Annotated in this window: 12 protein-coding genes; 5 read left to right on the top strand and 7 right to left on the bottom strand. The window is 68.9% G+C overall.

Annotated elements, in window-relative coordinates:
• Positions 1-133: 133 nt before the first annotated feature.
• A complete protein-coding gene (locus QZ749_RS16830; protein WP_296949138.1) occupies positions 134-850 on the bottom strand; it encodes a pseudouridine synthase in 717 nt (238 codons plus the stop codon).
• Positions 851-1,075: 225 nt separating this feature from the next.
• On the opposite strand from QZ749_RS16830, the gene QZ749_RS16825 reads away from it, so the two are divergent.
• On the top strand, positions 1,076-1,393 hold the full coding sequence (locus QZ749_RS16825; protein ID WP_296949136.1) for a hypothetical protein: 318 nt from the start codon (positions 1,076-1,078) through the stop codon (positions 1,391-1,393).
• Between the two features lie 217 nt (positions 1,394-1,610).
• On the opposite strand, the gene QZ749_RS16820 is transcribed toward QZ749_RS16825, so the two are convergent.
• Genes QZ749_RS16820 through QZ749_RS16805 form a run of 4 tightly spaced genes read right to left on the bottom strand, consistent with a single transcriptional unit; the run spans position 1,611 to position 4,819 of the window.
• Positions 1,611-2,609 carry a S49 family peptidase gene (locus tag QZ749_RS16820; RefSeq protein ID WP_296949134.1) on the bottom strand — a complete coding sequence of 333 codons (999 nt, stop codon included), beginning with the start codon at positions 2,607-2,609 and terminating at the stop codon, positions 1,611-1,613.
• Between the two features lie 18 nt (positions 2,610-2,627).
• Positions 2,628-3,044 (bottom strand): Rieske 2Fe-2S domain-containing protein, encoded by a 417-nt coding sequence (locus QZ749_RS16815; RefSeq protein WP_296949130.1) that lies wholly within the window; start codon positions 3,042-3,044, stop codon positions 2,628-2,630.
• Positions 3,041-3,700 (bottom strand): HAD-IA family hydrolase, encoded by a 660-nt coding sequence (locus QZ749_RS16810; RefSeq protein ID WP_296949128.1) that lies wholly within the window; start codon positions 3,698-3,700, stop codon positions 3,041-3,043. Before QZ749_RS16810 ends, QZ749_RS16815 begins: the two co-directional genes overlap by 4 nt.
• Positions 3,701-3,754: 54 nt before the next feature.
• Positions 3,755-4,819, bottom strand: a complete 1,065-nt coding sequence (locus QZ749_RS16805) for an RluA family pseudouridine synthase (protein WP_296949360.1) — start codon at positions 4,817-4,819, stop codon at positions 3,755-3,757.
• A gap of 928 nt (positions 4,820-5,747) precedes the next feature.
• On the opposite strand from QZ749_RS16805, the gene QZ749_RS16800 reads away from it, so the two are divergent.
• Entirely contained in the window at positions 5,748-8,900 is a 3,153-nt protein-coding gene (locus QZ749_RS16800) for an Rne/Rng family ribonuclease (RefSeq protein WP_296949126.1), read from the top strand.
• Positions 8,901-9,165: 265 nt separating this feature from the next.
• On the opposite strand, the gene QZ749_RS16795 is transcribed toward QZ749_RS16800, so the two are convergent.
• Both QZ749_RS16795 and QZ749_RS16790 read right to left on the bottom strand, forming a co-directional pair.
• Positions 9,166-10,050: an NAD(P)/FAD-dependent oxidoreductase gene (locus QZ749_RS16795; protein ID WP_296949124.1), complete on the bottom strand. Its 885-nt coding sequence runs from the start codon at positions 10,048-10,050 to the stop codon at positions 9,166-9,168.
• A 101-nt stretch (positions 10,051-10,151) separates the two neighbouring features.
• A complete protein-coding gene (locus tag QZ749_RS16790) occupies positions 10,152-10,604 on the bottom strand; it encodes an Rrf2 family transcriptional regulator (RefSeq protein WP_296949121.1) in 453 nt (150 codons plus the stop codon).
• A 91-nt stretch (positions 10,605-10,695) separates the two neighbouring features.
• Between QZ749_RS16790 and chrA the strand changes: the two genes are divergently transcribed.
• The 3 genes from chrA to glp are packed head-to-tail and all read left to right on the top strand — an operon-like array spanning position 10,696 to position 15,059.
• The gene (gene chrA, locus QZ749_RS16785) at positions 10,696-12,066 is read left to right on the top strand and encodes a chromate efflux transporter (RefSeq protein WP_373896829.1); all 1,371 of its coding nucleotides are present in this window, start codon (positions 10,696-10,698) and stop codon (positions 12,064-12,066) included.
• 4 nt (positions 12,067-12,070) lie between these two features.
• Positions 12,071-13,186 (top strand): GTP 3',8-cyclase MoaA, encoded by a 1,116-nt coding sequence (moaA, locus tag QZ749_RS16780; protein WP_296949117.1) that lies wholly within the window; start codon positions 12,071-12,073, stop codon positions 13,184-13,186.
• Between the two features lie 4 nt (positions 13,187-13,190).
• Positions 13,191-15,059, top strand: a complete 1,869-nt coding sequence (gene glp / locus QZ749_RS16775) for a gephyrin-like molybdotransferase Glp (RefSeq protein WP_296949115.1) — start codon at positions 13,191-13,193, stop codon at positions 15,057-15,059.
• Positions 15,060-15,129 lie beyond the last annotated feature (70 nt).

Below are 15,129 nucleotides of genomic sequence, written 5' to 3'. Positions count from 1 at the left end.
GCATGTCGCACGACAACACAACGGACGCTGCTGCACCCCGGGCGCGGCGCAAGAGGATATCAGGCCGGCATGTCAGCCGATATGTCAGCCTGTATGTCAGGCTGGTATTCCAGCCTGTATTTCAGCTTGTACGTCAGCCCGGCACCAGCAGGTCGAGCTGGGCCTGCTCGAGGTAGCACCACTCGCCTTCCTGGAGGCCGAGCGCTTCCAGCGTCAGGCCGCCGACCTGGGAACGGTGCAGCGCCGCGCAATGGTTGCCGGCCGCCGCCAGCATGCGCTTGACCTGGTGGTACTTGCCCTGCTCGAGCACGATCTCGAGCTGGTGCTCGCCGCGCTGCACGCAGGTCAGCGCCGCCAGCGGCGCCGGTTCGTCGTGCAGTTGCACGCCCGCCAGCAACTGGTCGACCAGTGCCTGGGTCACCGGTTCCTGCGTGGTGGCCTGGTAGACCTTCGGAATATGGCGCTTGGGCGAGGACTGGGCGTGGATGAACGGACCGTCGTCCGACATCAGCAGCAGGCCCGTGGTGTCGTGGTCGAGCCGCCCCACCGGCTGCACGTCGCGCCAGGTGAACTGTTCCGGCAGCAGCGTCAACACACCCGGATGGTGGCTCGGCTTGCGCGAACACTCGTAGTTGGCCGGCTTGTACAGGGCGATGTACACGCGCTCCCGCACGACCCATTCCTCGTCGAACACGGTCAGCACGAGGCCGTCGGTATCGACCAGGGTCTTGTAGCTCGTCTGGACGACGCCGCCGATGGCGACGTCGCCGTCTTCGATCAGTGCACGGCAGTACTTGCGCGTACCGAAGCCTTGCGATTGCAGTACGCGGTCAAGGGAAATTTTGCTCATGGGGCGAGACTTTAACAGATGGCTTGGCAAGCAGCAAAATTCAAGAACTCGAACGTTTTCATTCAGAGCAAGAACTCGTTTGACGCGCGTCAAGGGACGTAAAAAAGCCGTTGATACACTGAAACCCGCTTAGGAATCGACCTACAGTGACTGAGTGTAAGACTACGAGTAACTGACTTGTAGGATCAGAACCACGCCTACCCCCACCCAAGAAACGAGGCAAAAGTGCAGATCGAAAAAAGACAGCGTTGCATTCTTTCCCCGGCGCAAGCGGTTACGAGCCGCGATGCCCGGGTCGCCCGCGAACACGCCGCCATCTTCCCGACCCGGCTCGCGCTGGCGCGCTGGACGCGCGGCGGCGACATTCCCCATGTATTTGCATCAGACAATCAACCGCTGCGCGCCGCATGGTATGCGCAGGCGCAACGCGGCTTCCAGGGCTGGCTCGAGTCCGGCGGCTTCCACCAGTGCACGGCGGCGCTTGCCACGGTCGACGCACAGGACGGCGGCAGCGACCATCCACCGGCGCGGGGCGGCAAATGAAAACGACGGCTTGCGCCGTCGTTTTCATCCCACGAAGGGACACCTGCTCGAGGAAGGAAGTTCTCTCTAAACCGCACGCATGCGGGTCTGCGATTGCCTCGCTGCGGCAGGAACACGTTCGGTCTTCCTGTCTTGTCGTCGAAACAGCCGCACCTCCACTATAGACCACCGGGCACGAGTTTCAAGGCGAATATTGAACCTTCTCAGTGCCCCCTCATCACTTCAGGCTGGGCACGGCCCCGCGATAGATCGAATGCACGGCGCCGGCGCCGACCGAGGCGCCGAACTTCTTCAGCACGCGCTCGGACAGGTTTTCGTGCGAGGTATAGTCGATGATCTCCTCGGCCTTGACCACGTCGCGCGCCACGGTGTCGACGGTGCCGAAGCCGTCGGCCAGGCCCATGTCCACGGCCTTCGCGCCGGTCCAGTACAGGCCCGAGAAGATCTCCGCATCTTCCTTCAGGCGCTTGCCGCGGCCGGCGCGCACCACGGCGATGAATTGCTCGTGGATCTCGTTGAGCATCGACAGCGCATGCTGCTTCTGCTTGTCCGTCTGCGGGCTGAACGGATCGAGGAAGCCCTTGTTCTCGCCTGCCGTCAACAGGCGCCGCTCGATGCCCAGCTTGTCCATCAGGCCGGTGAAGCCGAAGCCGTCCATCAGTACGCCGACCGAGCCGACGATACTGGCCTTGTTGACGTAGATCTTGTCGGCCGCAGCCGCGATGTAATAACCGCCGGACGCGCAGATCTCGTCGACGACCACGTACAGCGGCTTGTTCGGATACAGCTTCTTCATGCGCTGCATCTCGTCGACGATGATGCCGGCCTGGACCGGGCTGCCACCGGGACTGTCAATGCGCAGCACCACCGCCGCCGATCCCGGATCGGCGAAGGCCTTGTTCAACGAGGGGATGACGGTGTCGGCCGACCCGCTGCCCTCGGTGTCGATGGCGCCGTCGATTTCGATCAGCGCCGTGTGGCGCCCCAGCGATTCGATGTCCGAGCCGCCGAAATTGAAGTCGAAATACGCCCAGATGCAGAAAAATGCCAGCAGCAGGAAGGAAAGCTTGAAGAAGATGCCCCAGCGTCGCGCGGCCCGCTGCTCGCGCACCGTGGCGAATACCAGGCGCTCGAGCGTCTCGCGCTCCCAGTTGTTGAAGGTGGCCGGGGCGGCCGTGCGGCCGGTGTCGTTGTCGTTCCGCGTCTGTTCGCTCATAAATCCCTAAAACATAGGTTACGATGCCCGCGCACCCTGCTCCGCCGCGTCCCGCGGCCGGATGTGCGCGTCGGGCGCCCAGTAGATGCGTCCCTCGCGCTCGCGCACCGCGATCGGATGCAGACGGCCGCGGCGGCACGGCCCGCCCGCGCAGGCGCCGCTGTCCGGCAGGTAGAGCGCGCCGTGGATGGAACACATCAGGTACTGCTTGCCGGACTCGAAGAACTCGCCTTCGATACCATCGAGCTCGACCGGGACGTGGGCGCAGCGATTCAGGTAAGCATACGCCTTCCCCCCGTAACGCACCACGAATCCGGTGGCATCCACGCCGAACGCCCGCACCGGAAAGCGGACGCCGCGACCGCCGTCCGCGACCGCCGCGGCATCGCACAGGTAGACGTCCGCGCCGTCCGCGGTGTCGCCGGCTGCGCTCATGCGTTCTCGAGCAGCCACCCATGGAGTTCCGGCACGTTCTTCGCCGTGAAGACCGGATGACATGCCTGCAATTGCTGCAAGGGATGGGCACCGTACTCCACCGCGATGCCCGCCGCGCCGGCGTTGCTGGCCATCAGCAGGTCGTGCGTCGTGTCGCCGATCATAACGGTGCGCCGCATGTCCTGGCCGAGCTCCCTTGTCAGTTCTTGCAACATTGCCGGATGCGGCTTGGAAAATGTCTCGTCGGCGCAACGGGTCGCATCGAACATCGACAGCAGTCCGGCGGCGTTCAGGGCGCGGTTCAGCCCGACCCGGCTCTTGCCGGTGGCAACGGCCAGGAAATAGCCGAGTTGGGACAACTCCTCCAGCATGGCGCGCGTGCCCGCGAACAGCACCAGTTCATGGTCCTTGGTCAGGAAGTGGTAGCGATAGCGCTCGACCATGCGCGGGTACAGCGCCGGGTCCAGGTTCGGCATGACCGTCTGCATGGCTTCGGACAGCCCCAGGCCGATCACGTGCGCGGCCGCCGCATCGCTCGGCACGGCCAGGCCGAGATCCTTGGCGGCCGACTGTATACATTTGACGATGGTGGCGGTGCTGTCCATCAGCGTGCCGTCCCAATCGAAGACGATCAGGTCAAATTGCTTTCTTGCCATGTTTCCCGGCCATATTCCGGCCGGCTCCTCATTCCCGCCTCGTGGGCGTATTCGTTATTCGTCGCCGGTGCCGTGCGGCCCGTGCTGGGGAGCGTCGTGGGACCCGCCATGGGGCCGGTGATCGCTCGCCGGCCCCAAGCTTACCAAGAAACGCTCGCATTCCGCCGGCAACGGCGCCCGCAGCGTCAGCGGCTGGCCCGTGTCCGGGTGCCGGAAGGTGATCTGCCAGGCGTGCAGGAACATCCGGCGCAGCGCGCCGCGCCGATCGTTTGCCTTCTGAAGCTGCTTGTTGAGCGCAAAATCGCCGTATTTCTCGTCACCCGCGATCGGGAAGCCGCTCGACGCCAGGTGCACGCGGATCTGGTGCGTGCGCCCGGTCTTGAGCTCGGCCTCGAGCAGCGCGAAGCCCGGCCACTTGCGCTTCAGGTTGAAGATCGTGTGCGCTTCCTGGCCGCCTTCCTTGACGACGACCACGCGCTTCTCGCCGTCCGGCGTGTTGTACTTGTGCAGGCGCAGGCGCACGTGCTGGCGCTGGTTGTGCCAGTCGCCCGTCACCAGCGTCAGGTAGCGCTTGTCGGTGGTTCCCTCGCGCATCTGGTCGTGCAGGTCGGTCAGTGCCGAGCGCTTTTTCGCGATCAGCAGCAGGCCCGACGTCTCGCGGTCGAGGCGGTGCACCAGTTCCAGGAACTTGGCGTCCGGCCGCGCCGCACGCAATTGTTCGATGACGCCGTAGGAGACGCCCGAGCCGCCGTGCACGGCGACGCCCGCCGGCTTGTCGATGACGAGCACATGGCTGTCCTCGTGCACGACGCGGAATTCGGCGCCCGGCACCGGGGCCGGCCCGGCGGCGCGCTCGGCCAGCCGCACCGGCGGGATGCGCACGAGGTCGCCCGCGGCCAGGCGATACAGCTGGTCGATGCGCCCTTTGTTCACGCGCACTTCGCCCGAACGCAGGATGCGGTAAATGTGGCTTTTGGGGACGCCTTTACAGACGCGCAACAGGTAATTGTCGATGCGCTGTCCGGCTTCTTCTTCGGTGATTGTGACAAACTGTGCGGCGGCGGCCGGGCGGTGTTCCGTCTGCGATGAAGGGGGAACGACGTCGTTTTGCAAGGTCATTCGCTCTGTCTTGCCAGAAATTCTCTCTAAGTCCTTCATTTTGAATATATAATCGACAGGCGGCGGTCAAACCTCTGCTGGTGTAAGAATTAAAACGATATTTTACACAGGGGCGTCTCCATCGGCCTCGCCTGAATGCAAATTCGATGGAAAAAAACGGAATCGCATGATGCCTTTGCGAGCGGTGGCCACGTCGGCCTGGAATCGCGTCGTGCCGGTGGCATGGCGGGTTCAACAAGCCAATGCGGGCAATGCGCGGCGGGTGTTGCGCGGTTCCAGAACGTGTACGCACATGCTTGTGCGGACCAGGGTTGCACCGCTGTTGCAATCGGGTACGTACAGGACTGCAGGATTGGATTGTTTGGATTGATTAGGATAAGTACCGGCAAGACGGCCCCAGGCCGGCTTGCCGGGTGATGGCGTCGATAACGCTTGTCGTTTTCGCCCGACCGATGCAGGAGTCTCGAAAGCCGTCGCGAGCGGCAGCAATGTTGTGGCATACATAGTTCGGGGAATGCGGCTGACCGGTTTGCAGCGAGCACCGCGCGGATTCGCGCGCTTCGGACGAGTCCCGCCACACAATGCAGGAAGCAGCAGGTCGCAGAGATTCCGCAGACGGCATCCCGGTGGTGCGCGGGCCGAGGCCGAAGTTCGCCTGGCCGGCACCTCGCGCATGCTGCTGCCGCAGCAGGTCGGGCCTGGGCCGCACCCGCCCGAAGGTTGCAATGTCGCCCCGATCGGGCCATTGGACCTCCGGCGTTCGTGCGCGCGACAATGACGTTCGATGCCGTCCGCGCCCTGTGGCCGGCCATGCCGCGCCACGCCCCGGGCATACCACCGCCAACACTCCCCTCCCGCGTACATCCCTGTACCTGCGCCGTCCCGCAAGGGACGGCATGAAACGGCCCACGGGTCGCGGAGTCAATAAATGAAAAGAATGTTGTTTAACGCTACGCAGCAAGAGGAGCTGCGCGTAGCGATCGTCGACGGCCAGAAACTGATCGACATCGATATCGAGACCGCTGGCCGCGAACAGCGCAAGTCGAATATCTACAAAGGCGTCATCACCCGCATCGAACCCTCCCTCGAAGCCTGCTTCGTCAGCTACGGCGAAGACCGCCACGGCTTCCTCCCCTTCAAGGAAGTTGCCCGCTCGTATTTCCGCGACGGCGTCGACGTGCGCAACTGCACCATCAAGGAAGCCCTGCGCGAAGGCCAGGAAATCATGGTCCAGGTCGAGAAGGAAGAGCGCGGCAACAAGGGCGCCGCCCTGACCTCGTTCATCTCGCTGGCCGGCCGCTACCTGGTGCTGATGCCGAACAACCCGCGCGGCGGCGGCGTGTCGCGCCGCGTCGAAGGCGAGGAGCGCCAGGAACTGCGCGAGACGATGGACAAGCTGGACCTGCCGCAGGGCATGTCGGTCATCGCCCGCACCGCCGGCATCGGCCGCAACGTCGAAGAACTGCAGTGGGACCTGAACTACCTGATGCAGCTGTGGCGCGCGATCGAAGGCGCCGGCAAGTCGGCCCCGGGCCCGTTCCTGATCTACCAGGAATCCTCGCTCGTCATCCGCGCCATCCGCGACTACTACCAGCCGGACATCGGCGAGATCCTGATCGACACCGACGAGATCTACGACCAGGCCCACCAGTTCATGAGCCACGTGATGCCCGACATGGTGCACCGCGTGAAGCGCTACAGCGACGACGTGCCCCTGTTCTCGCGCTTCCAGATCGAGCACCAGATCGAGACCGCGTACTCGCGCACCGTCCCGCTGCCGTCCGGCGGCGCGATCGTGATCGACCACACCGAAGCGCTGGTGTCGATCGACGTCAACTCGGCGCGCGCCACGCGCGGCTCGGACATCGAGACCACCGCCTTCAACACCAACTGCGAAGCCGCCGACGAAGTGGCGCGCCAGCTGCGCCTGCGCGACCTGGGCGGCCTGATCGTGATCGACTTCATCGACATGGAGGTCGCCAAGAACCAGCGCGAAGTCGAGCAGCGCCTGAAGGATGCCCTGCACCACGACCGCGCCCGCGTCCAGATGGGCAAGATCTCGCGCTTCGGCCTGATGGAACTGTCGCGCCAGCGCCTGCGTCCGTCGCTGTCGGAAGGCTCGCACGTGACCTGCCCGCGCTGCTCGGGCACCGGCCACATCCGCGATACCGAATCGTCCGCCCTGCAGGTGCTGCGCATCATCCAGGAAGAGGCGATGAAGGAAAACTCGGCGACCATCCACGTCCAGGTCCCGGTCGACGTCGCCGCCTTCCTGCTGAACGAAAAGCGCGGCGAGATCCTCAAGATCGAGACGCGCCACCGCATCACCGTCATCCTGATCCCGAACAAGCACCTCGAGACCCCGCACTACAAGCTCGAACGCATCAAGATCGACGATCCGCGCCTGGAGGACGCCGGCGCCAGCTACACGCTGGCCGAGTCGGCCGAAACCGACATGGCCTACGCCAAGCGCCAGAAGGAAGAGCAGAAGCCGCGCCAGGAAGCCGTGGTCAAGACCATCACCCCGGCCCAGCCGGCGCCGATGGTGGACCGCAGCGAAACCGCCAGGGCCGCAGCAGCGGCAGCGGCGGCCCCCGCAGCCGCCGCCCCGGCCCCGACGCCCGCCCCGGCGCCGGCCGCGCTGCCGCCGGCCGAGGAGGGTTTCTTCGCCAAGCTGCGCAACTTCTTCTTCGGCCGCCCGGCACCGGTGGCGCCCGCCCCGGCGCCGGCCGCCACCCCGGTCAAGCCGGCCGAACCGACCCCGGCGGCAGCCGAACGCGGCGAGCGCAACGGTCGCGGCCAGCGCGGCCGCAACACCCGCAACGGCCCGGCCGGCGGCAAGAACCGTCCGGAGCGCGAAGACCGCGAGCAGGTCGCCAGGGTCGTGACGGAGGACGGCGCCAAGCCGGCCGAGTTCGAGGCCAAGCCGCCGCGCCAGCCGCGCGAACCGCGTGAGAAGCGCCCACCGCGCGAAGCCCGCGAGCCGCGCGAGCAGGCCGTCGATGCGCAGGGCATGCCGGCCGCGCGCCCCGAGCGTGGCGAACGCGCCGAACGCGGCGAGCGTCCGGAACGTACCCCGCGCCAGCCGCGCCAGCCGCGCGACACGGGTGAACGCAGCGAACGCATCCAGGCCATCGAAGCCAGGCTGGAAGAGGTGAACGCGATCCAGGCCGCCGCGCCGGTCGCCGTCGCCGCCACCGGTCCGGCCGTCGAGCAGGAAACCATCCACGAGCAGGCGGCCAAGGCCGCGGTGACGCTCGGCCCGGATGGCGAGGACGCCGACGGCGAAGGCGGCGACGAGCCGCGCCGCCGCCGCCGCCGTGGCGGCCGCAACCGCAGCCGCCGCGAACGCGACCAGGCCGAGGGCATGGAACACGGCCTGGCCGACGGCGAAACGACGCCGGCCTTCACGCCGGTCGCCGACGAGGAAGCCGCCAAGGTGCAGGCCGAAGCCCGCGCCGCGAAGGCGAAAGCGGAAGGCAAGCCGGCCAGGGCCGCCGCCGACAAGGGTCCGTGGCCGTTCCCGACCTCGGCTTCCGTGAAGGCTGCCGCGGTCAAGGCCGCCGCCGAACAGGCCGCCGCCGAGGAAGCCGCTGCCGCCAGGGTTGCCGCCGAGCAGGCCCGTGTTGCAGCCGCTGCGGCAGCCGCCGCGGCCGCCGCAGCGCCGGCCCAGGCTGCGAAGGGCCCGTGGCCGTTCCCGACCTCGCAGTCGGTCGCCGCCGCCGTGGCGCGCGCCGCCGCGGCGCAGGCCCCGGTCGAGGCTGCCGCTCCTGCACCGACCCCGGCTGCCGCTCCGGCTGCCGCTGCGGCGCCGCAGGCGCAAGCCGCGCCGGCAGCGCCGGCCCCGGTGGCCGCGCCCGTGGCGGTCGCGCCGGCGCCGGCGCCGGTCGCCGCCCCGGCCGACATGGACGAAGTGCTGGCCAAGGCCGGCCTGACGCTCGCGGCGACCGACCCGGCCAAGCTGCGCGCCGCGCAGGAAGCCGCCGCCCAGGTGGCCGAGCCGGTCCGTCCGCGCCGCACCCGCAAGCCTGCCCCGCCGCCGGTGGACGAGCCGCTGATCCAGGTGGATACGCGCCAGTGATCGATGCGTCCGTGACGTGTTGACGTAAAAAAAGGGAAGCTTCGGCTTCCCTTTTTCATTGGCGACTGGCCGGCAATCGTCGGGTGGACGGCTGCGCCGTCCACGCGGCCAATGCACGTGGATCGGCCACGCAGGATACGGTTGAACGCGTGGACGGCAGAGCCGTCCACCCTACATCAACGATGGAAAACGGAAGCTCCGGCTTCTTTTTGATGGGAGATCGACCGGCAATCGTTGGGTGGCCGGCGCTGCCGCCCAGCCAACGTCAATCGAACACCAGCGACCGGTGCGCCCCGATCCCCGCCAGCGCTCCGTCCGCGATCGCCAGCGACAGGCTGGCCATCATGCGCGCCGCGTCGCCGCAGGCGAACAGGCCCGGCACCGAGGTGGTCTTGAAGTCGTCGGTCTGGATCACCGGTCCCATCGGCCCCTCGGCGGTGACGCAGCCGAGCCGCTCCACCAGCGGATCCTGCGCGATGCGCGTGGCGATGAACAAGCCGTCCAGTTCCACCGTGCGGCCGTCGCGCAGGCGCACCGAGGCGCCCGCGCCGAACACTTCCACCACCGGTTCGCGCTCGACCGTCACGCCGCGGGCGGCGAACTGTTCCAGCTGCTGCGCCTCCAGCTCCAGCGCGCCGTTGGTGAACAGCACCGTGCTGCCCGCCCATTCCGGCACCAGCAGGGCCTGGTGCAGCGACAGCGGTCCGGACGCCAGCACGCCCAGCCGGCCCAGGGCGAATTCGTAGCCGTGGCAGTAGGGACAGGCCGCGACGGTGTCGCCCCAGCGCTCGGCCAGGCCGGGCACGTCGGGCAGGCGGTCGCTCACGCCGGTCGCCAGGATCAGGCGGCGGCCGTGGAACGTGGCGCCGCCCTGGGTGCGCACGATGAAGCCGTCGCCGTCGCGCGCGGCGTCGGCGATCCTGCCCTCGCGCCAGGACAGGTCAGGATAGGCGTCCAGCTGCGCCCGGGCTTCGGCATGGATCGCGTCCGGGGAGCGGCCGTCCTGGCCCAGCAGGCCGTGCGAGACGCGCGCGAAGCGGTTGCGGCGCCGGCCGGCGTCGACCACCAGCACCTTGCGGCGCGCGCGCACCAGTTGCAGCGCGGCGGCCATGCCGGCATAGCTGCCGCCGGCGACGATGACGTCGTACATGATGTATCTCCTTTCAGAAGGACGAGCGCCGCCGGCCGGCCGGCTCGGCCGGTCGGAAACGCTTCGTCGGTGCCGGCGCGGGCGCCGGCGGGATCAGCGGATCAGTGCGGGTTGGCCGGACAGCGCGGCCGCTCCTGCATCCGCCGGTGGAAGTCCGCGCTCAGCCGGGCCAGCGTCACCTCGCCCAGGCGCGCCAGCAGCAGCGCCTCGGCATCGTGGAACGCCTGGTCCATGGCGGCGTTCACCACCGTTTCGACCAGGCAGCCGGGCGCTTCGGTGCGGTTGCCCATGGCCAGGATCGTGGGGGCGCCGAGCGCGTCGTAGATGTCGCGCAGCGTCACCCGCTCCAGGTCGCAGGACAGTTGCCAGCCGCCGCCGTGGCCTTTTTCGGAGCGCACCAGTCCCTGCTCGCGCAGGCCGGCCAGGATGCGGCGGATGACCACGGGATTGGTCTGCATCATCGCGGCCAGCGCGTCCGAGGTCATCGGCGCGGCACTTTCCGCCATGTGCAGGAGGACGTGCAGGACGCCCGATAGTTTGCTGTCTCGTTTCATGTAACTTAGTTTATTACGTGAATCTGTCCGGCGCAAGCCCTGCGTGCCGCACGCCACGGGTACAATGGCGTTCTCCCCCGACGCCAGCCCCATGCACGCTACGCCGCCAGTGACCGCGCCTTCCGATGCGCCCGATGCGCCCGATGTGCCCAAGCACGCCTCCCCCGTGCCCGCCGTGACGGCCGGCGCCGCGCTGCGCTACTGGCTGAAGCTGGGCTGCGTGAGCTTCGGCGGCCCGGCGGGCCAGATCGCCATGATGCATGCCGACCTGGTGGAGCGGCGCCGCTGGATTTCCGAGCGCCGCTTCCTGCACGCGCTGAACTACTGCATGCTGCTGCCGGGCCCCGAGGCGACCCAGCTCGCCGTCTACATCGGCTGGCTGATGCACCGCACGCCCGGCGCGATCGCCGCGGGCGTCCTGTTCCTGCTGCCGTCGCTGCTGCTGATGGTGCTGCTGTCGTGGATCTACGTGGCATGGGGCGACGTCCCGGTCCTCGCCGGCGTGCTGGCCGGCATCCAGCCCGCGGTGGTGGCGATCGTGCTGGCCGCGGCATGGCGGCTGGGGCGGCGCACGCTCAGGAACGCCGCGCTGGCCGGCGTGGCGCTGGCGGCCTTCCTGTCCATCGCCGTCCTCGGCCTGCCCTTCCCCGTCGTCGTGCTCGGCGCGGCGCTGGCCGGGCTCGCCGGTGCGCGCCTGTCCCCGCGGCGCTTCGTCCCCGGCGGCGCAGCGCGCGATGCCGGCGCGTCGCGCGGCGCGGCGCTGATCGACGACGACACGCCCACGCCGGCGCACGCGCGTTTTTCCTGGATCCGGCTGGGGCTGACCGCCGCCGCCGGCTGCGTCGCCGTGCTGGCCTGCTGGGCGGCGCTGGCCGCGGCCTGGGGCGCCGGCGCGATGCCGGCCCGGATGGGATGGTTCTTCACCAAGGCCGCCCTGATGAGCTTTGGCGGCGCCTATGCCGTGCTGCCCTACCTGGTGCAGAACGCGGTCGCGCACTACGGCTGGCTGACCGGCCCCCAGATGCTCGACGGCCTGGCGCTGGGCGAGACCACGCCCGGTCCTTTGATCATGATCGTCGCGTTCGTCGGCTTCGTCGGGGGCTGGACCCACGGCCCCCATGCCGACGCGCCGCTGCTGGCCGCCGTGCTGTGCGCCGGCACGGCCGCGCTGTTCACCTTCCTGCCCTCGTTCGTGTTCATCCTGGCGGGCGGGCCGCTGGTCGAGGCGACGCGCGGCAACCTGCGCATGACGGCGCCGCTGACGGCGATCTCGGCGGCCGTGGTCGGCGTCATCGCCAGCCTGGCCGTCTACTTCGGCGCCCACGTCTTCCTCGACGGCGACGCCCCGCGCTGGCCGGCGATCGCCATCGGCGTGCTGGCCCTCGTGGCGTTATTGCGCTACAACATCGGAACGATCGGACTGCTGGGCGCCTGCGCCGTCGCCGGCCTTCTGCTATCGTAGCGGGATGTCCGAGAAAATCATCATGATGGCCGATGCGCGCGCTCCCGCGATGGCCGTTCCGCCCACCCTCGAAGCGCCCACCGGCCTGCTGGCCGACGCGCTCGGCCGCCCCCTGCACGACCTGCGCATCTCCGTCACCGACCGCTGCAACTTCCGCTGCGTCTATTGCATGCCGAAGGAAGTGTTCGACAAGAATTACCCCTACCTGCCCCACTCCTCGCTGCTGAGCTTCGAGGAAATCGCGCGGGTGGCGTCGCTGTTCGTCGCCCACGGCGTCGAGAAGATCCGCCTGACCGGCGGCGAACCGCTGCTGCGCAAGGACCTGGAGCGCCTGGTGGCGCAGTTGCGCGCCCTGCCGACGCCCTCCGGCCGGCCGCTCGACCTGACCCTGACGACCAACGGCTCGCTGCTGGCGCGCAAGGCGCGCGTGCTGAAGGACGCCGGCCTGGACCGCGTGACGGTCTCGCTCGACGCCATCGACGACGCGGTGTTCCGGCGCATGAACGACGTCGACTTCTCGGTGGCCGACGTCCTGAACGGCATTGAGGCCGCGCAGGACGCCGGCCTGGGTCCGATCAAGGTCAACATGGTGGTCAAGGGCGGCATGAACGACGACCAGGTCCTGCCGATGGCGCGCCACTTCAAGGGCTCGCCCACGATCCTGCGCTTCATCGAGTACATGGACGTGGGCGCGTCGAACGGCTGGAACATGGACGAGGTGGTGCCGTCGCGCGAACTGGTGCGGCGCATCTCGGCCGAGATGCCGCTCGAACCGGTCGACCCGAACTACACCGGCGAGACGGCGGCGCGCTGGCGCTACGTCGACGGCGGCGGCGAGGTCGGCATGATCTCCAGCGTCACCCAGGCGTTCTGCCAGGACTGCTCGCGCATCCGCCTGTCCACCGAGGGCAAGCTGTACACCTGCCTGTTCGCCACCCGCGGCCACGACCTGCGCGAACTGCTGCGCAGCGGGCGCAGCGACGCCGAGATGTCGTCGGCCATCGCCCGCATGTGGCGCCAGCGCGCGGACCGCTATTCCGAGACCCGCACGCTCGACACGGCGGGGCTGGGCGGCGACCCGTCCCGGCGCAAGATCGAAATGTCCTACATCGGCGGTTGACCACATGAACAAAGACTCGATCAGCGGCCTGCTCCTGGCCGGCGGACGCGGCGCGCGCATGGGCCGGGCCGACAAGGGCCTGCAGGCCTTCGGCGGCACGACCCTGGCGGCGCACGCGCTGGCGCGCCTGGCGCCGCAGGTGGCGACGGTGGCCATCAGCGCCAACCGCAACCTCGACGCCTACGCGGCCTACGGCGTGCCGGTGTGGCCCGACGACACGCCCGGCTTCGCCGGTCCGCTGGCCGGCCTGCAGGCGGGACTGCGGCGCTGCGCCACCTCGCTGTTGCTGACGGCGCCCTGCGACTCGCCCTTCCTGCCGGACGACCTGGCCGCGCGCCTGCTGGCCGGGCTGGAGGCGCAAGGCGCCGACGCGGCCGTGGCCGTCACCGTCGAGGACGGGCAGCGCCGCCTGCATCCGGTGTTCTGCCTGCTCAAGGCGAGCCTGGAACCGGCGCTGACGGCCTGGCTGGAAGCCGGCGGGCGGCGCATGGAGGCCTGGCTGCGCGAGCACAGGCTGGCCGAGGTCGTGTTCGACGACGTCCCGGCCTTCCGCAACATCAATACCGAGGACGAGCTGCGCCGCCTCGATCCCGCGCGGCCGCCGCGCCTGGCGGACGTGGCCGGCTGCCTGTCCGGCTACGACCCCGAGGCGCTGCGGGTGGACGACGCGCGCCGCATCATCCGCGAGGTCGTCGCGCCCGTGCGCGCCGTCGAGCAGGTGGCGCTGCGCGCCGCGCTGGGCCGCGTGCTGGCCGAGGACGTCGTCTCGCCGATCGACGTGCCGGCCCACGACAATTCGGCGATGGACGGCTACGCGCTGCAAGGCAGCGATCTGCGCACCGACGCGCCGGTGCGCCTGCGCGTGGCCGGCACCACCTATGCCGGCCGCGCCTACGCCGGCACCGTGCAGCCGGGCGAATGCATCCGCATCATGACCGGCGGCGTGATGCCGGCCGGCTGCGACAGCGTGGTGCCGCAGGAACTGGTGGCCGTCGACGGCGAACACATCGTGCTGGCGCCCGGCGTCATCCGCGCCGGCGACAACCGCCGCCTGGCCGGCGAGGACCTCGCAGCCGGCAGCGCGGCGCTGGTCGCGGGGCGCGTCATGCGTCCATCCGACCTGGGCCTGATGGCCTCGCTGGGCGTGGCCGAGGTGCCGGTGCGGCGGCGCCTGCGCGTGGCCTTCTTCTCGACCGGCGACGAGCTGCGCTCGATCGGCCAGGCGCTGGATGAGGGCTGCGTCTACGACAGCAACCGCTACACGATCTACGGCATGCTGCAGCGCCTGGGCTGCGACGTGATCGACATGGGCGTCGTGCGCGACGACCCGCAGGCGCTGGAACGGGCGCTGCGCGCCGCCTGCGAAAGCGCGGACGCGATCGTCACCTCGGGCGGCGTCTCGGTCGGCGCCGCCGACTACACGCGCGACATCATGGAGCGCCTGGGCGACGTCGCCTTCTGGAAGCTGGCGATGCGCCCGGGCCGCCCGCTGGCCTTCGGCCGCATCGCCTCGGACGGCCGCAGCGCCATCCTGTTCGGCCTGCCGGGCAATCCGGTCGCCGTGATGGTCTCGTTCTACTTCTTCGCGCGCGACGCGCTGCTGCGCATGATGGGCGCCGAGGCGCCGCTGCCGCAGCTGAAGGCGCGCTGCGCGGCCACCATCCGCAAGAAGCCGGGCCGCACCGAATTCCAGCGCGGCATCCTCGCCACCGGCGCCGACGGCATGCCCGAGGTACGCCTGACCGGGGCGCAGGGGTCGGGGATCCTGCGTTCGATGTCGGAGGCGAACTGCATGGTGGTGCTGGGGGATGGGCAGGGGACTGTGCAGGTGGGCGAGCTGGTGGATGTCGTGCTGTTCGATGGCTTGATCTGACCTTTTTTCATCGTTGGACGCGTGGACGGCAGAGCCGTCCACCCTACGGGACGTCATCGCATCGTAGGGT

This window comes from uncultured Massilia sp. (assembly GCF_913773735.1).
GTDB lineage: Bacteria > Pseudomonadota > Gammaproteobacteria > Burkholderiales > Burkholderiaceae_D > Telluria.
The sequence above is the reverse complement of the archived record's forward strand: the minus strand, read 5'-3'. Positions and strand labels throughout refer to the sequence as shown.